The sequence below is a fragment of the Bradyrhizobium sp. MI1.7 genome, assembly GCF_055811795.1.
Genome location: NZ_JBVVPO010000023.1, coordinates 1 through 25,253, shown reverse-complemented (window position 1 = coordinate 25,253; position 25,253 = coordinate 1). Strand labels below are relative to the sequence as shown.

The 25,253-nt window shown below is 65.3% G+C and carries 25 protein-coding genes; 10 read left to right on the top strand and 15 right to left on the bottom strand.

Annotated features, from left to right (window positions below):
- Nucleotides 1-25 precede the first annotated feature (25 nt).
- The 11 genes from adhP to AC0L3X_RS21330 form a co-directional block, all read right to left on the bottom strand.
- Nucleotides 26-1,051 (bottom strand): alcohol dehydrogenase AdhP, encoded by a 1,026-nt coding sequence (gene adhP, locus AC0L3X_RS21380; protein ID WP_354131447.1) that lies wholly within the window; start codon nt 1,049-1,051, stop codon nt 26-28.
- Between the two features lie 134 nt (nt 1,052-1,185).
- Nucleotides 1,186-1,596 carry a DUF2000 family protein gene (locus AC0L3X_RS21375; RefSeq protein WP_166342474.1) on the bottom strand — a complete coding sequence of 137 codons (411 nt, stop codon included), beginning with the start codon at nt 1,594-1,596 and terminating at the stop codon, nt 1,186-1,188.
- A gap of 131 nt (nt 1,597-1,727) precedes the next feature.
- The gene (locus AC0L3X_RS21370) at nt 1,728-2,117 is read right to left on the bottom strand and encodes a DUF4189 domain-containing protein (protein ID WP_028158473.1); all 390 of its coding nucleotides are present in this window, start codon (nt 2,115-2,117) and stop codon (nt 1,728-1,730) included.
- 229 nt (nt 2,118-2,346) lie between these two features.
- Nucleotides 2,347-3,951 carry an NTP transferase domain-containing protein gene (locus tag AC0L3X_RS21365; protein ID WP_473316726.1) on the bottom strand — a complete coding sequence of 535 codons (1,605 nt, stop codon included), beginning with the start codon at nt 3,949-3,951 and terminating at the stop codon, nt 2,347-2,349.
- A complete protein-coding gene (locus AC0L3X_RS21360; RefSeq protein WP_166342476.1) occupies nt 3,948-4,649 on the bottom strand; it encodes an XdhC family protein in 702 nt (233 codons plus the stop codon). Before AC0L3X_RS21360 ends, AC0L3X_RS21365 begins: the two co-directional genes overlap by 4 nt.
- Nucleotides 4,650-4,651: 2 nt before the next feature.
- Complete coding sequence (locus tag AC0L3X_RS21355) at nt 4,652-4,975, bottom strand: XdhC family protein (RefSeq protein ID WP_007602422.1); 324 nt, start codon at nt 4,973-4,975, stop codon at nt 4,652-4,654.
- Nucleotides 4,976-4,986: 11 nt separating this feature from the next.
- Nucleotides 4,987-6,189 carry a vWA domain-containing protein gene (locus tag AC0L3X_RS21350; RefSeq protein WP_166342477.1) on the bottom strand — a complete coding sequence of 401 codons (1,203 nt, stop codon included), beginning with the start codon at nt 6,187-6,189 and terminating at the stop codon, nt 4,987-4,989.
- 140 nt (nt 6,190-6,329) lie between these two features.
- Nucleotides 6,330-7,238, bottom strand: coding sequence for an AAA family ATPase (locus tag AC0L3X_RS21345; RefSeq protein ID WP_028147443.1), 909 nt, complete (start codon nt 7,236-7,238; stop codon nt 6,330-6,332).
- Nucleotides 7,239-7,300: 62 nt separating this feature from the next.
- On the bottom strand, nt 7,301-8,107 hold the full coding sequence (locus tag AC0L3X_RS21340; protein WP_014494195.1) for an FAD binding domain-containing protein: 807 nt from the start codon (nt 8,105-8,107) through the stop codon (nt 7,301-7,303).
- 32 nt (nt 8,108-8,139) lie between these two features.
- Complete coding sequence (locus AC0L3X_RS21335) at nt 8,140-8,625, bottom strand: (2Fe-2S)-binding protein (protein ID WP_014494194.1); 486 nt, start codon at nt 8,623-8,625, stop codon at nt 8,140-8,142.
- 135 nt (nt 8,626-8,760) lie between these two features.
- A complete protein-coding gene (locus AC0L3X_RS21330) occupies nt 8,761-9,207 on the bottom strand; it encodes an SRPBCC family protein (protein WP_071912467.1) in 447 nt (148 codons plus the stop codon).
- Between the two features lie 169 nt (nt 9,208-9,376).
- Between AC0L3X_RS21330 and AC0L3X_RS21325 the strand changes: the two genes are divergently transcribed.
- Both AC0L3X_RS21325 and pcaD read left to right on the top strand, forming a co-directional pair.
- Nucleotides 9,377-10,732 (top strand): 3-carboxy-cis,cis-muconate cycloisomerase, encoded by a 1,356-nt coding sequence (locus tag AC0L3X_RS21325; protein WP_166342478.1) that lies wholly within the window; start codon nt 9,377-9,379, stop codon nt 10,730-10,732.
- A gap of 75 nt (nt 10,733-10,807) precedes the next feature.
- Nucleotides 10,808-11,590, top strand: a complete 783-nt coding sequence (gene pcaD, locus AC0L3X_RS21320) for a 3-oxoadipate enol-lactonase (RefSeq protein ID WP_166342479.1) — start codon at nt 10,808-10,810, stop codon at nt 11,588-11,590.
- Between the two features lie 11 nt (nt 11,591-11,601).
- Here the strand turns inward: pcaD and AC0L3X_RS21315 are convergent, their stop codons facing one another.
- Complete coding sequence (locus tag AC0L3X_RS21315; protein WP_166342480.1) at nt 11,602-13,728, bottom strand: DUF3422 family protein; 2,127 nt, start codon at nt 13,726-13,728, stop codon at nt 11,602-11,604.
- A gap of 161 nt (nt 13,729-13,889) precedes the next feature.
- Between AC0L3X_RS21315 and AC0L3X_RS21310 the strand changes: the two genes are divergently transcribed.
- Nucleotides 13,890-14,282, top strand: coding sequence for a carboxymuconolactone decarboxylase family protein (locus AC0L3X_RS21310; RefSeq protein ID WP_039152041.1), 393 nt, complete (start codon nt 13,890-13,892; stop codon nt 14,280-14,282).
- Here the strand turns inward: AC0L3X_RS21310 and AC0L3X_RS21305 are convergent.
- Together AC0L3X_RS21305 and AC0L3X_RS21300 are read right to left on the bottom strand one after the other, a co-directional pair.
- Nucleotides 14,244-14,780 carry a hypothetical protein gene (locus tag AC0L3X_RS21305; RefSeq protein WP_085404328.1) on the bottom strand — a complete coding sequence of 179 codons (537 nt, stop codon included), beginning with the start codon at nt 14,778-14,780 and terminating at the stop codon, nt 14,244-14,246. The two genes, AC0L3X_RS21310 and AC0L3X_RS21305, sit on opposite strands and share 39 nt — an antisense overlap.
- Nucleotides 14,781-14,963: 183 nt before the next feature.
- The gene (locus AC0L3X_RS21300) at nt 14,964-15,122 is read right to left on the bottom strand and encodes a hypothetical protein (protein WP_166342481.1); all 159 of its coding nucleotides are present in this window, start codon (nt 15,120-15,122) and stop codon (nt 14,964-14,966) included.
- A 289-nt stretch (nt 15,123-15,411) separates the two neighbouring features.
- On the opposite strand from AC0L3X_RS21300, the gene AC0L3X_RS21295 reads away from it, so the two are divergent.
- The 5 genes from AC0L3X_RS21295 to AC0L3X_RS21275 all read left to right on the top strand — a co-directional run bounded on the left by AC0L3X_RS21295 (nt 15,412) and on the right by AC0L3X_RS21275 (nt 20,521).
- Nucleotides 15,412-16,329, top strand: coding sequence for an ABC transporter permease subunit (locus AC0L3X_RS21295; protein WP_028147449.1), 918 nt, complete (start codon nt 15,412-15,414; stop codon nt 16,327-16,329).
- A gap of 10 nt (nt 16,330-16,339) precedes the next feature.
- Complete coding sequence (gene livM, locus AC0L3X_RS21290; RefSeq protein WP_085404375.1) at nt 16,340-17,659, top strand: high-affinity branched-chain amino acid ABC transporter permease LivM; 1,320 nt, start codon at nt 16,340-16,342, stop codon at nt 17,657-17,659.
- Entirely contained in the window at nt 17,656-18,501 is an 846-nt protein-coding gene (locus AC0L3X_RS21285; RefSeq protein ID WP_208072043.1) for an ABC transporter ATP-binding protein, read from the top strand. Before livM ends, AC0L3X_RS21285 begins: the two co-directional genes overlap by 4 nt.
- Nucleotides 18,498-19,241, top strand: coding sequence for an ABC transporter ATP-binding protein (locus AC0L3X_RS21280; protein ID WP_166342483.1), 744 nt, complete (start codon nt 18,498-18,500; stop codon nt 19,239-19,241). Before AC0L3X_RS21285 ends, AC0L3X_RS21280 begins: the two co-directional genes overlap by 4 nt.
- A gap of 161 nt (nt 19,242-19,402) precedes the next feature.
- A complete protein-coding gene (locus AC0L3X_RS21275; protein WP_028147453.1) occupies nt 19,403-20,521 on the top strand; it encodes a branched-chain amino acid ABC transporter substrate-binding protein in 1,119 nt (372 codons plus the stop codon).
- A 74-nt stretch (nt 20,522-20,595) separates the two neighbouring features.
- On the opposite strand, the gene AC0L3X_RS21270 is transcribed toward AC0L3X_RS21275, so the two are convergent.
- A complete protein-coding gene (locus tag AC0L3X_RS21270; RefSeq protein ID WP_071912455.1) occupies nt 20,596-20,982 on the bottom strand; it encodes a response regulator in 387 nt (128 codons plus the stop codon).
- Nucleotides 20,983-21,177: 195 nt separating this feature from the next.
- Here AC0L3X_RS21270 and AC0L3X_RS21265 point away from each other — a divergent pair, with 195 nt between their 5' ends.
- On the top strand, nt 21,178-24,030 hold the full coding sequence (locus AC0L3X_RS21265; RefSeq protein ID WP_135215444.1) for a PAS domain S-box protein: 2,853 nt from the start codon (nt 21,178-21,180) through the stop codon (nt 24,028-24,030).
- 54 nt (nt 24,031-24,084) lie between these two features.
- On the top strand, nt 24,085-25,083 hold the full coding sequence (locus tag AC0L3X_RS21260) for a P1 family peptidase (protein WP_354097483.1): 999 nt from the start codon (nt 24,085-24,087) through the stop codon (nt 25,081-25,083).
- The last annotated feature ends 170 nt before the right edge of the window (nt 25,084-25,253 follow it).

The following is a 25,253-nucleotide window of genomic DNA, read 5'->3' as shown; positions in this document are numbered from 1 at the left end:
GGTATCGACTTCGCTCGAAAACGCTCTAGCCAAAGTCGAGCACCATGCGGCCGTCGATCTTGCCGGCCTTCATCCGGTCGAAGACGTTATTGATCTCCGCGAGCGGCACCTTGGCTACTTCGGCCTTGACCTTGCCGTCCGTGGCGAATGCGATGGCCTCGTCGAGATCCCTGCGGGTGCCGACGATGGAGCCACGCACGGTGATACGCTTGAGCACGACATCGAAGATCGGCGTCGGGAATTCGCCCGGCGGCAGGCCGACCAAGCTGACGGTGCCCTTGCGACGCACCATCTTCAGCGCCTGCGCGAACGCCGAGGTCGAGACCGCCGTCACCAGCACACCGTGGGCCCCGCCCCCGGTTGCTGCCACAACCTTGTCCACCGCATTGGCCTCCAGCGCGTTGACCGCGAGATCGGCGCCGGTCTCGCGTGCGAGCTTGAGCTTGTCCTCGGCGATGTCGACGGCTGCGACCTTGAACCCCATCGCCTTGGCGTACTGGATCGCGACATGGCCGAGCCCGCCGACGCCGGAGATCGCGACCCACTCGCCGGGCCGAGCGTCGGTCTCCTTCAATCCCTTGTAGGTGGTGACGCCGGCACACAGGATCGGCGCGACGGCGGCGAAATCGATCGTTGCCGGGAGCTTTGCGGCGAAGGCGGCCGAGGCGATGACATATTCGGCAAAGCCGCCGTTCACGCTGTAGCCGGTGTTGTGCTGGTGCTCGCACAGCGTTTCCCAGCCGGTCTCGCAATATTCGCAAGCCATGCACGCGTCGTGCAGCCAGGCGACGCCGACGGCATCGCCGACCTTCAGATTTTTCACACCTGGCCCGAGTGCAGCGACGGTTCCCGCCACCTCATGCCCGGGAATGAAGGGCGGAACCGGCTTCACCGGCCAGTCGCCGGAAGCTGCGTGCAGATCGGTGTGGCAGACGCCGCACGCTTTCACCTTGACCAAAACCTCGCCGGGACCGGGCTGCGGCACCGGCACGTCCTCGATCACCAGCGGCTTGCCGAATTGTTTGACGATGGCGGCTTTCATGGTCGGCATGTGTCTGCTCCATTGCAATACGGAGGGCAGACTAGCGATGCCGGGCGGCGCATCCTTGATTGGAGTCAAAGAACGCAAGTTTCCGTCGCAGGAACCATCACGACACCGCGAAGACGAGGCTGCTTGAAGTACCGCTAGCTATGGAACTTCAGACCGTCGACGATCTTGTCGATCACCTTGCGCTCGGCGCGCATCGCGATGCCGACGAGATTGAGATCGGTGCGCTCAACCGCCCTCACCGCTTCGCGATTGGCGGCATCGTGCGTGGTCTTGAACATGTCCTCGGTGTAAAGGGCCGCCGTCACATTGCGCGAGAGCGCACGGTCGAGCGCGCGTGACAGCGCGGCACCATCGGCACCGTAGATCAGGATCGGCTGGCCGATCAGCGCGTGGTACTTCGTGCCCGAACCGTCCTCATGGGGCTCGCCGACACAGTCCGGAAAGGCCGCGGCAATTCCGCTGGTCAGAAACGACGCGACGTTGAGCTTCTGCCAGGCCTGAAGATCGGTGCGGATCACGACCGCGATCTTGGTGTCGAGCTGCATGCATACCTCGAACTGTCATTCCGGGGCGCGCCGAAGGCGCGAGCCCGGAATCCATCAGGCCACAGAGCCGGTGGACGAATTGATTCCGGGTTCGATGCTACGCATCGCCCCGGAATGACAGCAAGAGAAATTCACCCCTTGGCGTCGCAGGCCCAGGCGCGGATCACGCATTCCTTGCCGCCGTATTTGTAGCATTCGCGCGTGGCGGCGTTGAGCGAGGCCGAGATCTTCGGCTTGACGGCATAGCCATAGGCGCCGCACGGGTTGGCCATATCGACCGACATCGCGGCGCAAGCGCGCTTCATGGTCACCGTCGTGCAGTCGCCCTTGCACTGCTTCTGTGCGGCGGCACGGGCCTCGCGCTCGGCGCCGTAATCAAAAGCCTGGCCATAGGCTCCGCACTTGCCGACCGCAAACGCACCGGCAGCATGCGCATCCGTGATGTAGCGAGCGCCGGCGACACAAACCGACAGCGCAAAGAAAAACATCGCGCAACGGCGCGCGACGACATTCGAAGCCATGGAAAAACCCCTCCCCCCAAGGCAGGTGGAGAGGACTCTAGGCGGTGGACGTTTCCAGATGGTGAACGAGGGGTGAAATCGAACGAATGAGAGTGCCGTAGGGTGGGCAAAGGCGCAAAGCGCCGTGCCCACTATCCATCCACACCATCATTCAAAATTAGTGGGCACGCTTCCGCCTTCGCTCTACGAGCTACGGCGGACAAGTCGTTTTGCCCACTCTACGGCACCGTCATCCGCGTCTTGCGGCTTCCAGCGCCTGCGGCGTGTCGATGTCGAGGAAGGCACTCTCACCATCCACGGGGACTTCGGCCACCGCTTCGGTGTGCTTGGCGATCAGATGGCGCGCGCCGACGTCGCCGTCGAGCGTCATCAATTCCTTGAAGAAGCGGCGCGACCACAGCACGGGATTGCCGCGGCGCCCGTCACTGCCGGGCACGACGATGAGGTTGCCGCGGTCCGGCGCAAAGCCGTCGATGAGACGGTCGATCAGGCCGGCATCGATCAGCGGCATGTCGCCCAAACAGACCACGGCGCCGTCGCAAGCCTCAGGCACAGCCGCGATGCCGGCCTTGACCGAGCTCGCGATGCCGCCGGCGAAATCCGGGTTGCGGACGAACTTCACCTTCAAGCCTTGCAGCGCCTGCTCGACCAGCTCGGTCTGATGGCCGGTGACGACGATCACCTCGGAGGCCTTGGAGGCCAGCGCCTGCTCGGTCGCGATCCGCACCAGCTTCTTGCCGTCGAGCTCGGCGAGCAGCTTGTTCGGTCCGCCCATCCGGGTCGAGCGGCCCGCTGCGAGCACGATGGCCGCGACATGGCTGTTGCCCTCGATCGCGGGTTCTGCGCGCGGCTGCGGCCGCGTGACGATCTCCATCAGGAGGCCGCCGACGCCCATGCCCATCAACTCGGAGCGCGTCACCTTGATGCCGGCGAGCAGCCGCATCAGCACCCAGTCAAAACCGTTCTCGACCGGCGAGCGTGCGCAGCCCGGCGCGCCCAGCACCGGCACCCCGCCGGCACGCGCGATCAGCAGCAAATTGCCGGGGTCGACCGGCATGCCGAAATGCTCGATCTCGCCGCCGATCCCGGTGACGGCCGCCGGAATCACGTCGCGGCGGTCGGCAATCGCAGAGGCGCCGAACACGATCACGAGCTCGGCGCCAAGCGCGAGCAGCTCCTTGATCGCGGCCGACAGCGCCCGCTCCTCGTGCTGGACCCGGCGCTCGGCAATGATGCTGGCGCCGGCCGGCGCGAGCCGCTCGGCGGTGACGCGCAGCGTCTTGTCGATCACCTTCGACGAGAGGCCCGGCAGCAGCGTCGAAACGATGCCGACGCGCTTGATGACGTAGGGCGCGATCTTCAGCACGTCCCGGCCCGCCGCCTTCACCGCGGCATCGCGCAAATTGCCTTCCACGCCGAACGGGATGATCTTGACGGTGCCGACCATCTCACCCTCGACCACCGGCTTGTAGGCGGTGAGCGTCGCAAAGGTGATGGCCTCGTCGATATTGTTGATGCGGTCGACCGCGGCGCGGTCGATCACCAGCACGCCCGGGCGCGCGGCGAACAGATTGGCGCGGCCGGTGAAGGCGCGCTCGACATGAATGCCCTCGCCGCCGACGGCCAGCGCAATACTGGCGGCGGCGACATCCTCGGAGACGTCGCCCTCCTCCATGCGCACCACCACGACGTCCTTGATGCCGGCGCGCGTCAGCGCCTCGACCTCGGCCGGGCCGATCGTCGTGCCTTTCTTCAGCACCAGCGGTCCCTGGCGCAGGGTGTGGACGGTCACCCCGCCGATCGCATCCTTGGGGCTCGCCGGTCCGAATTTCATGCCGCTTCTTCTTTTTCTTTTGGAGGCAGGCGCAGCACCGCCGTGATCTCGGCCATGATCGACACAGCGATCTCGGACGGCGAGACAGCGCCGATCGCCAGCCCAATGGGCGCGTGGATGCGCGCGATGTCGCTGTCCTTGGCGCCCTGCGCGCGCAGCCGGTCGCCGCGCTTGGCATGCGTCTTTCGCGAGCCGAGCGCACCGATATAGAAGCACTTGCGTTCAAAGGCGTGCAGCAGCGCGGGATCGTCGATCTTCGGATCGTGCGTCACGGCGACGAAAGCCGTGTAGGCATCGACATTGAGCGGCGGCAGCGCCGTGTCGGGCCATTCGGCGACCAGGGGAATATCAGGGAAGCGCTCCGCGCTCGCAAACGCCGTGCGGGGATCGACCACGGTGACGTCGTAGCCGAGCGAGCGCGCCAGCGGCGCCAAGGCCTGGCTGATATGGACCGCGCCGACGATGACGAGCTTTGCGGTCGGCGCGTAGACGTTGAGGAACAGCTTCTTGCCGCCGGCTTCGACACTGGCGCTCTTGCCCATGCGAAGCTGCTTGTCCAGTTCGGCGCGCAGCGGGTCTTTTGCAAAATCCGCAGCCTTCACCAGGCGCTGCTCGCCGCTCTCGGTGTCGGTCACCAGGATCACCGGCCGGCGCGCGGCGCGCTCGGCATTGAGTTCGTGCAGGATTGCGAGCTTCACGGCTAACCGACCTTCTCGACGAAGACGCGGATGGTGCCGCCACAGGACAGCCCGACATTCCAGGCCGTCTCATCGGCAACGCCGAACTCCAGCATCCTGGGCTTGCCGCTCTGGATCACGTCCATGGCCTCGGTGACCACGGCGCCTTCGACGCAGCCGCCGGAGACCGACCCCAGAAACGTGCCCTCATCGTTGATGACGAGGCTCGAGCCCGCCGGGCGCGGGGCCGAGCCCCAGGTCTCGACAACGGTGGCCAGCGCGACCCCGCGGCCGGCCTTCTGCCAATCCTCCGCCGCTTTCAGAATATCCTCGTCGCGATCGAGCATGGCTTAACCTCTCAAGCTGCGGAACGGATCAGGCTGCGGTGATGCGGCGGCAGCGGCCGGGAGAGCGTCGTGATCAGCTCCTGGATCGAACTCAAATTATGTACCGGGCGGAATTCGTCAACGTGCGGGAGCATCATTTTGATGCCCTGGGCCTTGGCCTCGAAGCCGCCGAACCGCAGAAGCGGGTTGAGCCAGATCAGCCGCCGGCAGGACCGGTGCAACCGGTCCATCTCGAAGGCGAGCTTGGAATCGGCCTCCCGCTCCAGCCCGTCGGAGATCAGCAGCACGATGGCGCCCTGGCTCAGTACGCGCCGCGCCCACAATTTGTTGAAGTTGTGCAGCGAGGCCGAAATCCGGGTGCCGCCGGCCCAGTCCTCGACCGAGGCCGAGCAGCTCGCCAGCGCCTCATCGGGGTCGCGCTGGCGCAGCGCCCGGGTGACGTTGGTCAGCCGGGTGCCGAACAGGAACACCGAGACGCGCTTTCGGGCATCCCCGATGGCATGCAGGAAATGCAGGAACAGGCGGGTGTACTCGCTCATCGAGCCCGAGATATCGAGCAGCGCGACGATCGGCGCCGGCTTCTCGATGCGCCCGAGGCGATGGATGTCGATGATGTCACCGCCGGTGCGCAAGGACGCGCGCAGCGTGCGGCGCAAATCGAGACGAAGCCCGCGGGGATCGGGCCGGTGCCGGCGCGTCAGAAGCTCGGCCTGCGGCAGCCGCATCCGCTCGACGGCGCGGAGCGCTTCGGTGATCTCAGCCGCGCTCATCTGCGCAAAATCCTTCTTCTGAAGGATCTCCTTGTCGGAGACCGACAGGCGCAAATCCTGCTCCTGGTGCTGCGGCGTCTCCGTCATCCGTGGCTGCGACATCGCCTCCTGCACGCGGCGCGAGCCGGCCTGCGGCTTCTTCTTGGCCTGCTCCGGCAACGGCACCGAATCCAGCATGTGCTTCCACTCTTCCGAGGCGCGGAAGAACAGGTTGAAGGCCTGCCTGAAGATCAGCGCATGCTCGTGGCGCTTGACGAAGATCGCCTCCAGCGTGGTGAAGACGTCGGCGCGGTTGCCGATGTCGATCACCTGGAGCGCGCTCATGGCATCGATGACGGCGCCCGGTCCGACCGGCATGCTGGCTGCACGCAACGCGCGGGCAAAGCCGACGATGTTGTCGGCGAACTGCTCGGTCTGGTCGGGCGCAAGGTGGTTGATGGCCATGGTCTCGTATCCATCCCCTCGTCATTCCAGGGCGCGCCACTTGGCGCGAGCCCGGAATCCATACTCCCGATCGTGGTTATGGATTCCGGGCTCGACGCTGCGCGTCGCCCCGGAATGACCGGAGTACTAGTGGCGCAAGATCAATTCTCGCTCGTCGCTTCCTTCAGCACCTTTTGCAGGGCGTCGCCCTGCATCCGGGTGATATCGTCCTGGTACTTGAGCAGCGCCCCCAGCGTGTCGCCGACCACTTGCGGGGTCAGCGAGCGGGCGTCGAGCTCCGACAGCGCGGTGGCCCAATCGATGGTCTCGGCGACACCAGGCGACTTGTAGAAATCCTGGTTGCGCAGCGCCTGGACGAAACGCACGACCTGCTGCGACAGCTTGGCGGAGATGCCGGGCACGCGCGTCTTGACGATCGCGAGCTCGCGCTCGGCTTCTGGATAGTCGACCCAGTGATAGAGACAGCGCCGCTTCAGCGCGTCATGGATCTCGCGCGTGCGGTTGGAGGTGATGATGACGATCGGCGGATGCGGCGCCTTCACGGTGCCGAATTCGGGAATGGTCACCTGGAAGTCGCTGAGGATTTCGAGCAGATATGCCTCGAACGCCTCGTCGGCGCGGTCGAGCTCGTCGATCAGCAGCACCGGCGGTCCCGCGACGTCGGGCTCCAGCGCCTGGAGCAAAGGCCGCTTGATCATGTAGCGGTCGGCGAAGATATCGGACGAGAGCTGATCGCGGTCGGTGTCGCCGGCGGCTTCCGCCATCCGGATCGCGATCATCTGCGCGGCGCTATTCCACTCGTAGACGGCGGAGGAGACGTCGAGGCCCTCGTAGCACTGCAGGCGGATCAGCTTCCGCCCCAGCGCCGCCGACAGCACCTTGGCGATCTCGGTCTTGCCGACGCCGGCTTCGCCCTCCAGGAACAGCGGCCGGCCCATGCGCAGCGACAGATAGGTCACCGTCGCCAGCGATCGCTCCGCGAGATAACCGCGCGAAGTCAAGAGTTCGAGCATCGCATCGACCGATGCCGGCAGGGCCGTGAGAGTCATGAAAAAGCCAGTCTCGCTACGCCCTCACCGGGGACAAGTTTGGGCCGAGGCGTGAGGTTCACTCACTCCTTGGCGTTGGCGGCATCGAGGGCACGCCGCGTCAGCACCCCGATGAGATGCGCACGGTATTCGGCGCTGCCGTGGATGTCGCTGTTGAGGCCTTCCGCAGGCACCTCGATGCCGTCGAGCGCCTTCGCGGCGAAGCGCTTCTTCAGGGCTTCCTCGAACGCGGTGACGCGGAACACGCCTTCGGAGCCGGCACCGGTGACGGCAACGCGCACGTCCGAAGGACGCCGCGCCACGAACACGCCGACCAGCGCGTAACGCGAGGCCTGGTTGCGGAACTTGATGTAGGCCGCCTTCTTCGGCAGCGGGAACATCACCTTGGTGATGATCTCGTCGGCTTCGAGCGCCGTCGTGAACAGGCCCTGGAAATACTCTTCCGCCTTGAGGCGGCGCTTGTTGGTGACGATGGTGGCGCCGAGCGCGAGCACCGCGGCCGGATAGTCCGCGGTCGGATCGTTGTTGGCGAGCGAGCCGCCGATCGTGCCCTTGTGGCGCACGGCGGGGTCGCCGATCTGGCTGGCAAGATTGGCCAGCGCCGGGATCGCCTCACCGACGATCGCAGAGCTTGCGACCTCGGCATGCCTGGCGGTGGCGCCGATCACGAGCGCGCGGCCCTTCATCTCGATCGTGTTGAGCCCCTCGATGTGGGAGAGGTCGACCAGATGCGGGGGGCTGGCGAGACGCTGCTTCATGACGGGAATCAGCGTGTGGCCGCCGGCGATCACCTTGGCGTCTTCGTTCTTCACCAGGAGGTTGGCCGCCTGGCGAACGGTCCCGGGGCGATGGTATTTGAATTCGTACATCTGAATGTCCTGATCGCAGAATGCGCGCGCGGTTAGGCGAGATCGGATTTCGCCATCGCCTTGGCGCCGGCGGAGATCGAAGCGACGATGTTCTGGTAGCCGGTGCAACGGCAGAGATTGCCTTCCAGCTCCTCGCGGATGGTGTGGTCGTCGAGCTCGTGGCCCTTGCGATGGACGATGTCGATCGCCGTCATGATCATGCCCGGCGTGCAGAAGCCGCACTGCAGGCCATGGTGCTCGCGGAAGGCCTCCTGCATCGGATGCAGCGGAGCGCCGTCGGCGGCCAGTCCCTCGATCGTCTTGACCTCGTGGCCGTCGGCCATCACGGCCAGCGTGGTGCAGGACTTCACGGCCTTGCCGTCGAGATGCACGACACAGGCGCCGCACTGCGAGGTATCGCAGCCGACATGGGTGCCGGTCAGGCGCAGATTCTCGCGCAGGAACTGCACCAGAAGGGTGCGGGGATCGACGTTGGCCGTGACAGGATTGCCGTTCACGATGAGGGAGATTTTTGCCATAAGCACTCTCTATCAGCGCCCCGACGGGTCCCGTCGAAGCGGTTCTTATAATTATTCCAACCCATCATATGGGCCATTATGCCCGGGGGCAACATCGCCCCGGACGCAAGGCGCCATGCCGAAAGGCGATAGCCTTCAGCCCTGTACCGCCTTGGCGAAGTTCGCGAAAAATTCGTCGGCCAGTTTCTTGGCGGTGCCGTTGATGAGGCGCTGGCCGAGCTGCGCCAACTTGCCGCCGATCTGCGCCTCGACCTCGTAGGAGAGCAGCGTACCGCCGTCCTTCTCCGCGAGCTTGACCACGGCGCCGCCCTTGGCGAAGCCGGCCACCCCGCCCTCGCCTTCGCCGGAGATCTTGTAGCCGTTCGGCGGGTCGAGATCGGAGAGTGTGACCTTGCCCTTGAAGCGCGCCGACACCGGCCCGACCTTCATTTTCGCGGTCGCGCGAAAGCCGCCGTCGTCGGTCTTCTCCAGCTCCTCGCAGCCGGGGATGCAGGCCTTCAGCACCTCGGGATTATTGAGCTTCTCCCACACGGCCTCGCGCGGCGCCGCAAGCTGGACTTCGCCGTTCATCGTCATGGCCATGGGGTACCTCCCGGATGCTTCTCTATAATGTGCTCAAGTAACGCACGGAGGCCGCAAAGGAAAGGGCAGCCCCCGGCCACGTGCAATGCATATTCGCAACTGCAAAAAGCTTTGCGCCGATGGTTTGGGATTGGCAGAGCCGGGGCATGGTGATTAGGTCCCGCGCAACATGAGCACAGCCCTCTCCCCCCTGCTCGCGCCGATGCTGTCGAGCCCAGCCATGCGCGCGGTCTGCGACGACCGGTCGACCCTCCAGAACATGCTCGATTTCGAGGCAGCCCTGGCACGCGCCGAGGCCGCCACGGATGTGATTCCCGCATCCGCGGTGGGCCCGATCGAAGCTGCGTGCAGGGCCGATACCTTTGACATGGCCGCTCTGGGCGAGGCCGCGACGCGATCCGGCAATCTCGCGATTCCCCTGGTCAAGGCGCTCACGGCCAATGTCGGCAAGGCCGATGCGGAGGCCGCGCGCTACGTCCATTGGGGCGCGACGAGCCAGGACGTCATCGACACCGCGACCATGCTCACGCTTCGCGCCGGCATCGATGCGCTCGATGCCGATCTCAGCCGCGCCATCAAGGGCTTTGCCGCCCTGGCGCGGAGCCATCGCAACACCGCCATGGTGGCGCGGACCTGGCTCCAGCACGCGCTGCCGATGCCGTTCGGGCTCAAGGCCGCGGAATACGCATCAAGCCTCGCCCGCGCCCGCTGCCGCCTGCGGCGGCTCTCCCGCGAGGGTCTTGCGCTGCAATTCGGCGGCGCGGCCGGCACGCTCGCGGCCCTCGGCGACAAGGGGCTCGTCGTTGCAGAGCGATTGGCGCAGGAGCTCAACCTGCCGCTGCCGGAAGCGCCCTGGCACACCCATCGCGACCGGATCGCGGAAGCCGCATCATGCTTTGCGATTCTCGCCGGAAGCTGCGGCAAGATCGCGCGCGACGTCTCGCTGATGATGCAGACCGATGTTGGCGAAGCGTTCGAGCCTGCCGGCGAAGGCCGCGGTGGCTCCTCGACCATGCCGCACAAGCGCAACCCGGTCGCGGCCGCGAGCGCGCTGGGCTGCGCGACCATGGCGCCGCAGCTCGCCGCGACGATCTTTGCAGCCCAGGTGCAGGACCATGAGCGCAGCGCCGGCCCCTGGCACGCGGAATGGCCGACGTTGCCGCAATTGATGCTGGTCACCTCGGGCGCGCTCGCCGCCATCCTCGACATCGCCGAGGGCCTCGACGTCGATGCCGCGCGCATGCGCAGCAATCTCGATACGACGCATGGGCTCATCATGGCGGAAGCGGTCACGTTTGCGCTGGCCGACAAGATCGGCAAAAGCGATGCGCATCATTTGATCGAGGCCGCGAGCAAGCGCGCGGTCGCCGAAAAGAAGCATTTGCGCGAGGTTCTCGCGGCCGATTCGCAGGTCACCGCGCATCTGCCGCCGGAAAAAATTGCGGCATTGTTCGAGCCGATGGCCTATCAAGGGGCTTCCCAAGCCCTGATCGACCGGCTGCTCGACAGCCTCGAGCGCGATTAATTGTTTGAGCATGATCTTTTTCGGAAAACCGCTCCACACTTTTCCGGATCATGCTCCAGAACGGAGACGCCCAGCATGCCCATGATCGATGCCGACGGTTGCCTGATCAACGTCTCCGTCGAGGGCCGCGACGGCGGGCCGACGCTGATGCTGTCCAATTCGCTCGGCTGCACGCTGCAGATGTGGGAGCCGCAGATGAAGGCTCTGACGCAGGTGTTCCGCGTCATCCGCTATGACCGCCGCGGCCACGGCAAGTCCAACGTTCCGCCCGGCCCCTATACGATGGAGCGCTTCGGCCGCGACGTGCTGGCGATCCTCGACGACCTCAACATCGAGAAGGTGCATTGGTGCGGCCTCTCGATGGGCGGCATGGTCGGGCAGTGGCTAGGGGCCAATGCGCCGGAGCGCTTCGGCAAGCTCATCCTCGCCAACACCTCCTGCTACTACGCCGAGCCGACCAAATGGCTGGAGCGCATCGACGCGGTGAAGAAGGGCGGCATCACCGCGGTCGCCGATGCCGTGATCGCTGGCTGGCTGACGCAGGATTTCCGCGAGCGCGAGCCGCAGATCACGGCGAAGATGAAGTCGATGCTGCTGGCTTCCCCCGTCGAGGGTTATCTCGCCTGCTGCGAGGCGCTGTCGACGCTCGATCAGCGCGAGATGCTCGCCAAGATCAAGAGCCCGACACTGGTGATCGCCGGCCGCCACGACATGGCGACGCCGATCTCGGCGGGTGAATTGATCCGCTCAAACATTCCCGGCGCCAGCATGACCATCATCGATGCCGCGCACATTTCAAATGTCGAGCAGCCGCACGCCTTCACCGACGCGGTGGTGGGTTTCCTGACGCAGCGCTGAGGCCGTCCAATTCAGCGCGGTTCGGCGGAGGGCTGCGGCATCGCCCCCTGGGCGGGCGCGGGCGGTGCGGGCACGGGTGTCGCCGGCTCAGCGGACTGCAGTGACGGCTGTTGAGAGGTTCGCGGTTCATCCGGTGTGCCCGGCGTTTCGGGCTTCGGTGGTCCCGGCTCACGCGAGGACCGCGTCCGCCCGCCGCCGTCCGATTCCGGCTGGTGATGTTCGGATTGCGGCGGCGCGATCAGCGTCATTGCGACCAGCGCAATCTCGGCCAACGCGAATGGCAGCAGGATCAAGACGAGCCCGCGCCGCGTGAAGGTTTGATTGAAGGCGCGGTAGATCGCGAACGCGATGCTGAGCAGCCAGACGCCACCAGCTGCCCGCGACTTCAAGGTCCACCCCTCTCCCATAATCAGGACGAGCAGGTGAGAGACGTAGTAGGGCACGAGACAGCTCAGCAGGATGAATTCGCCCCAGCGCTGGATCAACCCGATCTCCGATTGGATCGTCTTCGTCTCCTCGTCGATCTTAGTGGCCCGCTCCACCAGCGAGTTCTGCGTGATCGACAGGTAGTTCTGGTCGAGACTAACGATGCTCGACATCGCGCGCTCGTAGCGGACACCCAGCCGGTCGATGAAATCGAACTCCGGACCCAGCCGGCGCCGGATGAACTGATCATAGGGCTGGTCGCCTTCGAGGCGCAGAATGCGCAAGAGCTTCACATTTTGCTCGAACTGCCGCACGTAGTAGCGGGACCGTTCGATTCGGTAGAGCGGGCCGCTCCCGGTCTTCAGCAGAAATTTGCCCGTAATCTCGTTGAGCTGCGCATGCGCCTTGGCGATCTCGGCCATGGCCACGCGGTTACGCTGGTTGGCGGTTGCGGGGACGCTTTCACCCGGGCGCGTCCCGTAGGCTTCCGTCTGCGCGATCGCGCGGCGCGCCCTCTGGGTGGCCTCCTCCAGATCGGCCAACTCGAGTCCGGCATTGTGCAACCACCTGACGTCCTTGAGCGCGCACAGCCGGAACGTGCCGAGCTGAAGGATCTGGCTGACGAGACGGCCGAGTTGCCACTTGTTGACCACGGTCCTGTCGCCGACCCTCTGGTGGGCATAGACGATGAATTCCACTGGAATGCGCTCGCCGTCCGATATCTCGGGCAATTGTGGGCCGAGCGTGCTCAGATAGAGCGCCCGGCCATCGAGCATATAGTTAGCGGCGCATTCGTAGCGGGTGTGATCGGCGCGGATGCGATGCTGGATCAGGGGCAGTAGCGCCTGCTTGGCCTCGGCGCCCCAGCTCGGCGGCCCGTTGAACTTGAAGAAGCGATCGTCCCCGAAGGTCACGGCCCGCTCGGAGGCGACGAAGCCGCGAAAATCCGCACATACACGCTGAAAGATGGCGTCGTTCCGAAAGGATCCGCCCAACGACAGCACCTCCTCGTCAAAGGCACGCCAGAACTCGTGGAATGAATAGCGGTTGATATCCTTGGCGAGTTGGTCGACCGCCTGCTGCGACAGCGAAGCCGCAGGTTGGCCGCCAGTGGAGAGGTGCCGGTCCGGATCGAGATAGGCGACGATCCGATTCATCGTCTCGTTCAGCTCGGCGATGCCTGTGGGCGTGTTGTTGCGCGGCCGATCCAGCTCGACGAAGACCGACATCGTGAAATACTCAGCCTGGGTCTCGAAGCGGATCGTGACGTCGAGCAATTGCCAGACGAATTGCAGGCTGACGACGCGGTTGGTGCTCGCAAAGATGTCGTTCTGGCGCCGCGTGAGCTTATCGACTTGGTCGTCTTGCGGCTTGCGGTAGGCACTGCCAAACAGCAGGTTGACGCCGCCAATCCGGGGCGTGACCTCGATCGGGATGCCTCGCTTCGTTTCCAACCCGATCCAGAGCTCCCGGATGAAGCGATCGAGCGCCGTGTTGATCTCCTCGGGCCGCTTGTTGGGCGCCCATTCCGGATTGACCGGCTGCTCCCGCCTGTCCCCCTCCTCCTGGAAATTGGTCCAGAACGCCAGATGCCAGACCAGGGACGGCGCGCTCAGCACCTTCGGCGGCTTACGGTGGGCGCCCGCGTTCAGCTCGTGGTAGTCGCCGGCCGTGTTGAACATGGCAATCTGGCCGGTGGCGGTCTCGTCCATGGCAATTCACTCCCTCGAAACGAAGGCCTCAGGCGCACGCAATGACCGATACTACCGCAGATAGAACAGTACCGAAAGATGTGAGCGTCGCCTCAACGGCCTGTCAGCCCCGGCCGGGGTACGCTAGATTGGCTCGAAGATCATTTTGACAAGGGATGCCCATGGACGACCAGAAGCGCCGCGATGCCGGCATGAACGTGCGCCGGAAGGTTTTGGGCAATGCCTGGGTCGACAAGTCGATCGCGGGCCGCAATGCCTTCAACACCGACTTCCAGGACATGATCACGCGCTACGCCTGGGGCGAGATCTGGACGCGGCCGCATTTCGACGAGCGCACGCGGCGAGTGCTCGTGATCGGCACCATGGTCGCGCTGGGGCAATGGGACGAATTCCGCCTGCATGTGCGCGCGGCGCTCGCCGAGGGCGGCTTCACCCCCGACGACATCAAGGAAATCCTGCTTCAGCAGGCAATCTATTGCGGCGTGCCGGCGGCGAACCACGCCGTCAAGGAAGCCTCAGCGATTGTGCAGGAGCTCGGCCTGCTCAAGAGCTAGCGGCGCGGCGGTCTCGACGGCCTCCCGAACGTTCTTGGGCGCCGGCGCGGGCCGTTCAATCACCACCACGATGGCAGCTCCGAGCAGCAGCAGCAGCTCGGTGGCATGCAGCCGGAGCGCGGCCATCTCGCCGACCTTCGACGCCATCAACATGCTCGTAAACGAGATGAGGCTGCCGATCGCAAGCGCAATGCCGAGCGCCTCGTCGCTGCCGCCATTCTTGCGGACGCGGGGAATGCACAGAAGCGCGAGATAGATGGCAAAGAACGCCACCACCGTCAGCCGGCCCAGCGCCAGCAGCCAGGCGGCACGCACCGTGCTCATCCCCGCCATCTGAAGATGATCGCTGAGGAACAGCGCCACCGCGACGCTCGGCCGCTCGTAGAGGCCGTGCACCGGTGCCACCATGATGTTGAAGGCCACGAGCGTCCAGGCCGGGATGAAATAGGCCGCCAGCAGGGCGCCGTTGACCGAACCGATCCGCCAATTCCTGAACATGCCGCTTCCCGCTTCGCTCGCTGCGCGCCTTCCATGGAAAGGCTTTGCCGGGGAGCTAACTCGCATCAGACCATGGCGGCAATTTAAACCCTTTGTTTACCTTAACCGGCCCGCCGGGCGGCGCGCCCAAGGAAAAAGGGCCCCGCCTCCCGGCGGGGCCCTCTTCACGTCTAGGCTCCGAAACTACTTGTCCTGACCGTGCTGGCCGCCCTGTTGCTGGCCGGGCTTCTCGCCCTGGCGCTGCGGATGCTGCTGCTGCTGTCCGGGTTTCTGCCCGCCACCCTGCTGCTGCCCGGGTTTCTGAGTCTGCTGGCCCGGATTCTGATCTTGCTGCTTCGACATTTGGGGGAACTCCCTAGTTGGACCTCAGAGGAGAGACAACGGCCGGGATTCAGTTTGGTTGCTTTGCGGAACCCGGTTCCTCGCACCTGCGGAACCGAAATGACATCCGTAGCGAAATGACCTCTGTACAAGCCTTTGTGTCGAGGCATGGCCAGTTGCAGCCACCAGTTCCCTCCTGTTACAAAACGAGAAGAATGCTTAGGGGCTGCCGGGGCCCGAGAAGAAACTCAATCACACTTTCTCTCGAAGAGCTCCCTTTGAGCCGCGTCAGGTTTGGTAACGGCAGCCCATGGATTATTTCGCCCAGCAGCTCATCAACGGTCTCGTTCTGGGCTCGATCTACGGCCTGATCGCCATCGGCTATACGATGGTCTACGGCATCGTCGGCATGATCAATTTCGCCCATGGCGATGTCTTCATGATCGGCGGCTTCATCGCCCTGATCACCTTCCTGATCCTGATCTCGCTCGGCCTGACCGCGATCCCGGTGATCCTGCTGGTGGTGCTGCTGGTGTCGATGGCGATCACCGCGCTCTACGGCTGGACCATCGAACGCATCGCCTACCGGCCCCTGCGTCATTCCTTCCGCCTCGCCCCGATGCTGTCGGCGATCGGCATGTCCTTCGTGCTGACCAATTACTCGCAGGTGGCGCAGGGCGCCCGCGTCAAGCCGATCCCGCCCTTCATCACCGGCGGCTATACGCTGCACGAAAGTGCGGACGGCTTTGTGATCCAGCTCTCCAACATCCAGATCATGGTGGTTCTCACCACCATCGTGCTGCTTGGGATCTTCACCTGGCTGGTGTCGCGCACCCGGCTCGGCCGCGACATGCGCGCCTGCGAGCAGGACCAGACCATGGCGGCGCTGCTCGGCGTCAACGTCGACCGCACCATCTCCATGACCTTCGTGATCGGCGCAGCGCTCGCCGCGGTCGCGGGCCTGATGTACCTGCTCTATTACGGCCTGGTGGATTTCTTCATGGGCTTCGTCGCCGGCATCAAGGCGTTCACCGCGGCTGTGCTCGGCGGCATTGGCTCGCTGCCTGGCGCCATGCTGGGCGGTCTCGCGATCGGCCTCATCGAGACGTTCTGGTCGGCCTATTTCTCGGTCGAGTACAAGGACGTCGCGGCGTTCTCGATCCTGATCGTCGTGCTGATCTTCATGCCGACCGGCCTGCTCGGCCGTCCCGAAGTCGAAAAAGTCTGACGGTCGCCGCGTGACAATTCTCTCGAGCAATACGGCCAAACCTGCAACGGACATCCCCGCTCTGCTGAAGACGGCCTTCGTCAACGCCCTGATCGCGCTGGTGCTGTTCTCGCTGATGGTCGGCGTCCGCACCGAAGCGGGTTCCGACGGCCAGCTCACCTATTGGACCCGCTTCGGCGAGGTCGCCTCCCTCGTTGCCGCCGTGTTCGGCGGCTCGATCGTGCTCGGGCTGTTGCGACAGTGGATCGGGTCCAGCGGCACCGACAAGCTGGTGCCGCCGGCTGTACGCAGCGGCATGTCGTTTCTGGGCCGCTACCTGGCGCCCGCACTTCTGATCTTCACGGTGCTTGTGCCGGTGATCTTCTATGACCAGCGCTATATCCTCGATCTCGCGATCCTCGTGCTCACCTATGTGATGCTGGGCTGGGGGCTGAATGTCGTGGTCGGGCTCGCCGGCCTGCTCGACCTCGGCTACGTCGCCTTCTATGCGGTCGGCGCCTATTCCTACGCGCTGCTCGCCACCAATTTCGGCTGGTCGTTCTGGGTCTGCCTGCCGCTTGCCGGCATCCTCGCCGCGTTCTGGGGCGTGCTGCTCGGCTTCCCCGTACTGCGCCTGCGCGGCGACTATCTCGCCATCGTGACGCTCGCCTTCGGCGAGATCATCCGCCTCGTCATCATCAACTGGCAGAGCCTCACCGGCGGCCCCAACGGCGTCTCCAGCATTCCCCGCCCCTCGTTCTTCGGCATCCCGCTGGACAACAGCGACAACGGGCTCGCCGCCAGGCTCGGCATCGAATATTCGCCGACCCAGCGCATCGTCTTCCTGTTCTACCTGATCCTGGCGCTTGCGCTGCTCACCAACTGGGTGACGATCCGGCTGCGCCGCCTGCCGATCGGCCGCGCCTGGGAGGCCTTGCGCGAGGACGAGGTCGCCTGCCGCGCGCTCGGCATCAACACCACGACCACCAAGCTCACGGCGTTCGCGACCGGCGCCATGTTCGGCGGCTTTGCCGGTGCGTTCTTCGCGACGCGCCAGGGCTTCATCAGTCCGGAATCCTTCACCTTCCAGGAATCGGCGCTGGTGCTCGCCATCGTCGTGCTCGGCGGCATGGGCTCGCAGCTCGGCGTCGCGCTCGCCGCGCTCGCCATGATCGGCGGCTTCGAGCTGTTCCGCAGCCTCGAGACCTACCGCATGCTGGTGTTCGGCATGGCCATGGTGCTGATCATGATCTGGCGGCCGCGCGGCCTGATCGGCCATCGCGCGCCGACCGTGTATCTGACCAAGGCGCAGGCGATCTCTTCCGACCTCGTGAAGGAAGGGCACGGATGAGCGCCGACAAGATTAGCGACAAGATTCTTGGCGTCGACCGGCTGACCATGCGCTTCGGTGGCATCGTCGCCGTGCAGGACCTGTCGTTTGCGGCCGAACGGAAGAAGATTACCGCGCTGATCGGACCGAACGGCGCCGGCAAGACCACCGTGTTCAACTGCATCACCGGCTTCTACAAGCCGAGCGGCGGCGCCATTCGCCTCACCCATGACGACGGCAAGGTGATTGCGCTGGAGCGGCTGAACGATTTCCGCATCGCCAAGCAGGCCAAGGTGGCGCGCACCTTCCAGAACATCCGCCTGTTTCCCGGCATGACCGCGCTGGAAAACCTGATGGTGGCACAGCACAACGCGTTGATGCGCGCCTCCGGCTTCACTTTTCTCGGCCTCATCGGCGCGCCCGGCTACCGCGACGCCGAAAAGCGCGCGATCGACCTCGCCACCGACTGGCTGAAGCGGGTCAATCTGCTCGACCGCGCCGACGATGCCGCCGGCAATTTCGCCTATGGCGACCAGCGCCGGCTCGAGATCGCGCGCGCGATGTGCACCGAGCCCGCGCTTTTATGCCTGGACGAGCCCGCCGCGGGTCTCAACGCGCGCGAGAGCGCCGCCTTGAGCGAGCTCCTGCTCTCGATCCGCAACGAGCTCGGCACCTCGATCCTGCTGATCGAGCACGACATGTCGGTCGTGATGGAGATCTCCGACCACATCGTGGTGATGGACCATGGCGTCAAGATCGCGGAAGGCTCTCCGCGCGAGATCCGCGACGATCCCAAGGTGATCGCCGCCTATCTCGGCACCGACGAGGAAGAGGCCGTGGCGGTGATGGAGAGCGGGTCGTGACGTCGGCGTCCACTCCCCTGCTCTCGATCCGGGGCCTGCGCGCCGCCTACGGCAAGATCGAGGCGCTAAAGGGCGTCGATGTCGAGATCAGCGCCGGCGAGATCGTCGCGCTGATCGGCGCCAACGGCGCCGGCAAGTCCACGCTGATGATGACGATCTTCGGCAAGCCGCGCGCCCGCGCCGGCCATATCCTGTACGAAGGCCGCGACATCACCGACGTTCCCACGCATGAGATCGCCCATTTGCGCATCGCGCAATCGCCGGAAGGCCGCCGCATCTTCCCGCGCATGAGCGTCGCGGAAAACCTCCAGATGGGGGCGGATGCCACCGGATGCACCGACGCCGAACGCGAGGCCACGCTGCAACGCGTCTTCACGCTGTTCCCGCGGCTGAAGGAGCGCTACGCCCAGCGCGGTGGAACGCTGTCCGGCGGCGAGCAGCAGATGCTGGCAATCGGCCGCGCCCTGATGAGCCGCCCCCGCCTGCTTCTGCTCGACGAGCCCTCGCTCGGGCTGGCGCCGCTGATCGCGCGCCAGATTTTCGATGCGATCCGCACCCTGAACCGCCAGGACGGCCTGACGGTCCTGATCGTCGAGCAGAACGCCAACCATGCGCTGAAGCTCGCCCATCGCGGTTACGTCATGGTCAACGGCCTGATCACGCTGGCCGGGACCGGCGCCGAGTTGTTGCAGCGCCCCGAGATTCGCGCCGCCTACCTGGAAGGCGGCCGGCACGGCTGAGGTTGCCCGACGGCGGAGCCCGTGCGGCCGAATGTGGCGAGATATCTCCGCCAATGCCCGTATTTTGCCGGTGACTTCTCCCGAGATTCATTCGAGAATGGCGCCGGTTTGGACCGGGCGTATCCGGCAACTTCCACAGGCGACCACCCGCGAGGTATCTCATGAAATCACTGAAGCTCATCGGTCTGGCATTCGGCGCGTCGATCGCGCTATCGAGCGCGGCGTTCGCGCAGGATGTCACCGTCGCAGTCGCAGGCCCGATGACCGGCGGAGAGTCCGCCTTCGGCCGCCAGATGAAGAACGGCGCCGAGATGGCCGTGGCTGACATCAACGCCGCCGGCGGCGTCAACGGCAAGAAGCTCGCGCTCAACGTCGAGGACGATGCCTGCGATCCGAAGCAGGCGCGCTCGATCGCCGAGAAGATCGCCGGCGCGAAAATCCCGTTCGTGGCCGGGCACTATTGCTCGTCGTCGTCGATCCCCGCCTCCGAAGCCTATGCCGACGGCAACGTGCTCCAGATTACCCCCGCCTCGACCAATCCGAAGTTCACCGATAGCGGACTCTGGAACGTGGCGCGCGTCTGCGGCCGTGACGACCAGCAGGGCCTGGTCGCGGCGCAGTACATCGCCAAGAACTACAAGGGCAAGAACATCGCGATCCTCAACGACAAGACCACCTACGGCAAGGGTCTCGCCGACGAGACCAAGAAGGCGCTCAACAAGGCCGGCATCACCGAGAAGATGTACGAGTCCTACAACAAGGGCGACAAGGACTTCAACGCGATCGTCTCGCGCCTGAAGCGCGACAACATCGACCTCGTCTATGTCGGCGGTTATCATCAGGAGAGCGGCCTGATCCTGCGCCAGATGCGTGACCAGGGCCTCAAGACGATCCTGATGGCCGGCGATGCGCTCGCCGACAAGGAGTACGCCTCCATCACCGGTCCGGCCGGCGAAGGCACGCTGTTCACCTTCGGCCCCGATCCGCGCAACAAGCCGACCGCGAAGAAGATCGTCGACGCCTTCAAGGCCAAGAACATCGACCCCGAGGGCTATACGCTCTACACCTACGCGGCGATGCAGGTCTGGTCGCAGGCGGCAAAGAAGGCCGGCACCACGGACGCCAAGAAGGTCATGGCGGCGATCAAGGCCGGCAAGTGGGACACCGTGATCGGCCCGATCGAGTATGACGCCAAGGGCGACATCAAGCAGCTCGACTATGTCGTCTACAAATGGGACGCCAAGGGCGGCTACGCCGAGATCAAGGGCAACGGCACCTAAGACAGGATGCCTGACCTTTTAACCGGATCAATCCAACGCCCCGGTTCGCCGGGGCGTTTTCTTTCGCCGTGCGGTCACACGGCTGCGGAGAGTTCGCCGCCCGCCGCAGCCTGGGCCTTGTGGAGCGCTTGCAGGAGATCGTTCGGCCGAAATGGCTTTTGCAGGCATACCACGTCGGCCAGACCAGGCGCCTCGCCCATGAAATCCAGCGCGGTCATGCCGGAGACCGCGACGATCGGGAACCCGGGAACTCGCTCGCGAATGGCCGCCATGACGTCAACGCCGCTGGTGTCGGCCAGGAAAATATCGACGATCGCGGCATCGAAAGCGCCCTCGCTGAAGGCTTTCAGGCCCGCTGCGCCGCTCTCGGCTTCGACGACGTCAAAGCGGTTGACCCGAAGCACGATCGCGACCATGGCGCGGACCTCCTTCTGGTCGTCGACAACGAGAACACGGCGCATGGGAACAACTCCCGGATACGTATCATTATTTGGTTCAATTCACCGCAAGTGCCCGGCAAGGCAGTATGGGTCTGTCCCGGTAAATCACCTCTTACCAGCTACCTGTTCCAAGTCCCACCCCAAGTTAAATAAGCTGTAACCTTCGGTTGAGTCGCATGCGCTTTCTGTCAGGATGCGCGCCCGGAGCGGGCTACCATGCGGGTAGCGGCTTCCCGGCCGGAAGAGATTGACGTAGGAGGTCATCATGCCGGCTTACGAGAGATCGACGTGCTAGCGCCTAACGACCGAAGCACATTCCTGTCGACCTTGCCGGCTACGCGAAGCGATCGCAGGGCTGCGTTGGCGATCGTCGGCATCTCCGCGATCCTGTTCGCACTGGCGGTACCGTTTGCGGGCTTGCCGCTCGCGCAGGTGCCGGCCTTCGTGGCGAGCTACCAGTCGGCGCTCGCGGTCAGCGACATCATCACCGCCGTTTTGCTGCTGTCGCAGTTCGCCGTGCTGCGCAGCCGCGCGCTGCTGCTGCTGTCGATCGGCTATATGTTCACGGCGGGCGCCGCGGTGACCCACGCCCTCACCTTCCCCGGGCTGTTCGCCCCGGCCGGATTGTTCGGTGCAGGCCCGCAGACCACCGTCTGGCTCTACATGATCTGGCACGCCGGTTTCCCGCTGTTCGTGCTGGCCTATGCCTGGCTCAAGGACGGCAACGGCGGCAACAGGGTTGCGGGCGCGACGGCTCCCGCGATCGCACTTTCCGTCGCCGGCGTGTTCGTCGCGTTGACCGTCTTCGCCTGGCTGGTGACTGCGCAGCACGGCCTGCTACCGGTCCTGCTCAAGGACGGCCACTACACCCCCACCATGATCGGCGTGGTGTCGTTCGTGTGGTCCCTGAGCTTCGCGGCGCTGGTCACGCTGTGGTTTCGCAAGCCGCACACGGTGATCGACGTCTGGCTCATGGTCACGATGTGCGCCTGGCTGTTCGACATCGCGCTGTCGGCGATCGTCAACGTCGCGCGTTTCGACCTCGGTTTCTATGCCGGCCGTCTCTACGGCCTCTTTGCGTCGAGTTTCGTGCTCGCGGTGCTGCTCATCGAGAACGTGCGGCTCCAGGCCAACACGGCAGGCATGGTCGGCGCGCTGCAGCGGCAGTCGAGCTCGGAGCGGAACTATTATGCCGAGCGCGAGCGGCTGTTCAGCGCCGTCGTCGAGTCCTCCAACGACGCCATCATCACGAAGTCGCTCGACGGCACCATCACGTCCTGGAACAAGGCGGCAGAGCACGTCTTCGGCTACTCCGCCAGCGAGGCGATCGGCCGCCAGGTCGATATCATCATGCCCGAGGGGCAGCGCGAGGAAGTCGCCGAAATGCTGGCCCGCACCCGCAACGGCGAGGTCATCGACCAGCACGAGACCGTGCGGCTGCACAAGAGTGGCCAGCCGATCGACGTCCTGCTGAGCCAGGTCCCGCTGCGATCGACCGACGGCAAGATCATCGGCGCCTCCAAGGTCGCTCGCGACATCACCGAGCGGAAGCGGGCGGAATCCGCCCTCAACCGCGAGATCGAGGAGCGCCAGCGCATCTTCGAGACCTCGCAGGACCTGATCCTCGTGACGGACGGTTACGGCAATTTCATCCAGATCAGCCCGAGCGTGAAGGACATCCTCGGGTACAAGCCGGAGGACATGATCGGGCACAGCGCCATCGAGTTCATTCACCCCGATGACCTCGACAACACCCGCAGCGAGATGCGCGCGGCGCGGCGTGGCGCGGTCAAGCGCAGCTTCGAGGCGCGCTACTACCACTACGACGGTCACGAGGTGACGCTGAACTGGATGGGCACCTGGTCGGAGCCTGTGAAGCGCCATTTCTTCATCGGCCGCGACCTCACCGAGAAGCAGGCCGCGGAGGCCCAGCTCAGGCAGGTCCAGAAAATGGACTCCATCGGCCAGCTGACCGGCGGCGTCGCCCACGATTTCAACAACGTGCTGACCGTCATCACCGGCACGATCGGCATCCTCGCGGATGCGGTGGCCGACCGTCCTGAGCTCGCCGCCATCACCAAGCTGATCGACGACGCCGCCGAGCGCGGCGCGCAACTGACCAAGCACCTGCTCGCCTTTGCCCGCAAGCAGCCGCTCCAGCCGCGCGAGATCGACGTCAATGCGCTGGCGCTCGAGGCCGCCAAGCTGCTGCACCCGACCCTCGGCGAGCAGATCACCATCATGCCGCAGCTCACCGAGGATGCCTGGCCGGCGCTGGTCGACCCGGGCCAGCTTTCCACCGCGATCCTCAATCTCGCGCTGAACGCGCGCGACGCCATGCCGGACGGCGGCACGCTGGTGCTGGAGACCCGCAACATCTTCCTCGACGACGGCTATGCCAGCATGAATCCCGACGTCGTCGCCGGCAGCTATGTGATGATCGCGGTCAGCGACACCGGCACCGGCATTCCACCGGACCTGATGGAGCGGGTGTTCGACCCGTTCTTCACCACCAAGGAGGTCGGCAAGGGCACCGGGCTCGGGCTCAGCATGGTGTTCGGCTTCGTCAAGCAGTCCGGCGGCCACATCAAGATCTACAGCGAGGAAGGCCACGGCACGAGCGTGAAGATCTACCTGCCGCGCTCGAGCGGCGTGCAGGAGAGCGAGTACGAGTCGCTCCAGAACGTGCCCATCGCCGGCGGCGACGAGAAGATCCTGATCGTCGAGGACGACGCGCTGGTACGGCAATATGTCGTGACCCAGATCAAGAGCCTCGGCTATGCCGCGCTCGAGGCCGCCAACGCGGCCGAAGCCCTCACCATCATCGATGCCGACAAGGGCATCGACCTGCTCTTCACCGACATCATCATGCCGGGCCACATGAACGGCCGCCAGCTCGCGGACGAGGCGGTGCGGCGGCGTCCCGACCTGAAGACGCTGTTCACCTCGGGCTACACCGAGAACGCCATCGTCCATCACGGCCGGCTCGATTCCGGCGTGCTGCTGCTGGCCAAGCCCTACCGCAAATCCGAGCTCGCCAAGATGCTCAGGACGGCGCTGGCGAGTTGAGCGCGCGGCATCGGTGCGCTATCGCTGATGCCTGAAGCGCATGGAGTGCCGGCCTTGAATAATCTGCTTACCGATATCGCCGGCGTCCGCGTCGGCCATGCCGAGGATGCGAAAGTCGCCTCCGGCACGACAGCGATCATCTTCGATGCCCCGGCGGTCGCGGCGATCGACGTGCGCGGCGGCGGGCCCGGCACGCGCGAGGATGCGCTGCTCGACCTTGCCAGCACAGTCGAGCGCGTCGATGCGATTGCGCTGTCCGGCGGCTCCGCCTTCGGCATCGAGGCCGGCGGCGGCGTCCAGGCCTGGCTTGCCGAACAGGGCCGCGGCTTCCGGATTCGCGAGGCGGTGATCCCGATCGTGCCGGGCGCCATCGTGTTCGACCTGCTCAACGGCGGTGACAAGGCCTGGGGTCGCTTCGCGCCCTATCGCGATCTCGGTTACGCGGCAGCTGTGGCCGCGGGCCACGATTTCGCGCTGGGCAGCGTCGGCGCGGGCCTCGGCTGCACCACTGCGACCTTCAAGGGCGGGCTCGGCTCGGCTTCAGCGGTCTTGCCCAACGGCATCAAGGTCGCCGCCATCGTGGTCGTCAACGCGGTCGGCAGCGCAACCGTCGGCGAGGGACCGTGGTTCTGGGCGGCGCCGTTCGAGGAGAACGGCGAGTTCGGCGGGCGCGGCCTGCCAGCCAAGTTCACGCCTGACATGCTGGCGATGCGCATCAAGGGCGGCCCCGCCGCGAGCGCGCGCGAGAACACCACGATCGGCGCCGTCGTCACCGATGCGACGCTGACCAAGGCCCAGGCCAAGCGGCTTGCGATGATCGCGCACACCGGATTTGCCCGCGCCATCTATCCGGTGCATGCCCCGACCGACGGCGACGTGCTGTTTGCGGCTGCGACCTGCGAGAAGCCGATCGAGCCGCTGGTCGGCCTCACCGAGCTCGGCACTGTCGCCGCCAACGTGGTCGCGCGCGCGATCGCGCGCGGCGTGTACAGCGCAACGGCGCTGCCGTTTGCGGGAGCATTACCGGCGTGGAAGGACCGCTTCGGCGCGTAAGGGGCACGCGCCTCTCGCCACATATCGCGCGTCATCGCCCGGCGAAGACCGGGCGATCCAGTATTCCAGAGGCAGTTGTGATTGAACCGAGAAGCCGCGGCGTACTGGATGCCCCGGTCCCGGCTCCGCCAAGGCTACGCCGGGGCCACAAGGGTGCTCGGCCGCCGAAG

Excerpts from the sequence above, each read along its gene's own strand:
- AC0L3X_RS21305 (WP_085404328.1), bottom strand. The coding sequence starts at position 14,780 with ATGTTCAGGAATTGGCGGATCGGTTCGGTCAACGGCGCCCTGCTGGCG.
- AC0L3X_RS21310 (WP_039152041.1), top strand. The coding sequence starts at position 13,890 with ATGGACGACCAGAAGCGCCGCGATGCCGGCATGAACGTGCGCCGGAAG.
- AC0L3X_RS21265 (WP_135215444.1), top strand. The coding sequence starts at position 21,178 with ATGCGGGTAGCGGCTTCCCGGCCGGAAGAGATTGACGTAGGAGGTCAT.
- AC0L3X_RS21270 (WP_071912455.1), bottom strand. The coding sequence starts at position 20,982 with ATGCGCCGTGTTCTCGTTGTCGACGACCAGAAGGAGGTCCGCGCCATG.
- AC0L3X_RS21275 (WP_028147453.1), top strand. The coding sequence starts at position 19,403 with ATGAAATCACTGAAGCTCATCGGTCTGGCATTCGGCGCGTCGATCGCG.
- AC0L3X_RS21330 (WP_071912467.1), bottom strand. The coding sequence starts at position 9,207 with ATGGCCATGACGATGAACGGCGAAGTCCAGCTTGCGGCGCCGCGCGAG.
- AC0L3X_RS21295 (WP_028147449.1), top strand. The coding sequence starts at position 15,412 with ATGGATTATTTCGCCCAGCAGCTCATCAACGGTCTCGTTCTGGGCTCG.
- AC0L3X_RS21335 (WP_014494194.1), bottom strand. The coding sequence starts at position 8,625 with ATGGCAAAAATCTCCCTCATCGTGAACGGCAATCCTGTCACGGCCAAC.
- AC0L3X_RS21375 (WP_166342474.1), bottom strand. The coding sequence starts at position 1,596 with ATGCAGCTCGACACCAAGATCGCGGTCGTGATCCGCACCGATCTTCAG.
- AC0L3X_RS21300 (WP_166342481.1), bottom strand. The coding sequence starts at position 15,122 with ATGTCGAAGCAGCAAGATCAGAATCCGGGCCAGCAGACTCAGAAACCC.
- AC0L3X_RS21365 (WP_473316726.1), bottom strand. The coding sequence starts at position 3,951 with ATGAAATTCGGACCGGCGAGCCCCAAGGATGCGATCGGCGGGGTGACC.
- adhP (WP_354131447.1), bottom strand. The coding sequence starts at position 1,051 with ATGCCGACCATGAAAGCCGCCATCGTCAAACAATTCGGCAAGCCGCTG.
- AC0L3X_RS21370 (WP_028158473.1), bottom strand. The coding sequence starts at position 2,117 with ATGGCTTCGAATGTCGTCGCGCGCCGTTGCGCGATGTTTTTCTTTGCG.
- AC0L3X_RS21355 (WP_007602422.1), bottom strand. The coding sequence starts at position 4,975 with ATGCTCGATCGCGACGAGGATATTCTGAAAGCGGCGGAGGATTGGCAG.
- pcaD (WP_166342479.1), top strand. The coding sequence starts at position 10,808 with ATGCCCATGATCGATGCCGACGGTTGCCTGATCAACGTCTCCGTCGAG.
- AC0L3X_RS21325 (WP_166342478.1), top strand. The coding sequence starts at position 9,377 with ATGAGCACAGCCCTCTCCCCCCTGCTCGCGCCGATGCTGTCGAGCCCA.
- AC0L3X_RS21340 (WP_014494195.1), bottom strand. The coding sequence starts at position 8,107 with ATGTACGAATTCAAATACCATCGCCCCGGGACCGTTCGCCAGGCGGCC.
- AC0L3X_RS21315 (WP_166342480.1), bottom strand. The coding sequence starts at position 13,728 with ATGGACGAGACCGCCACCGGCCAGATTGCCATGTTCAACACGGCCGGC.
- AC0L3X_RS21345 (WP_028147443.1), bottom strand. The coding sequence starts at position 7,238 with ATGACTCTCACGGCCCTGCCGGCATCGGTCGATGCGATGCTCGAACTC.
- AC0L3X_RS21285 (WP_208072043.1), top strand. The coding sequence starts at position 17,656 with ATGAGCGCCGACAAGATTAGCGACAAGATTCTTGGCGTCGACCGGCTG.
- AC0L3X_RS21350 (WP_166342477.1), bottom strand. The coding sequence starts at position 6,189 with ATGGCCATCAACCACCTTGCGCCCGACCAGACCGAGCAGTTCGCCGAC.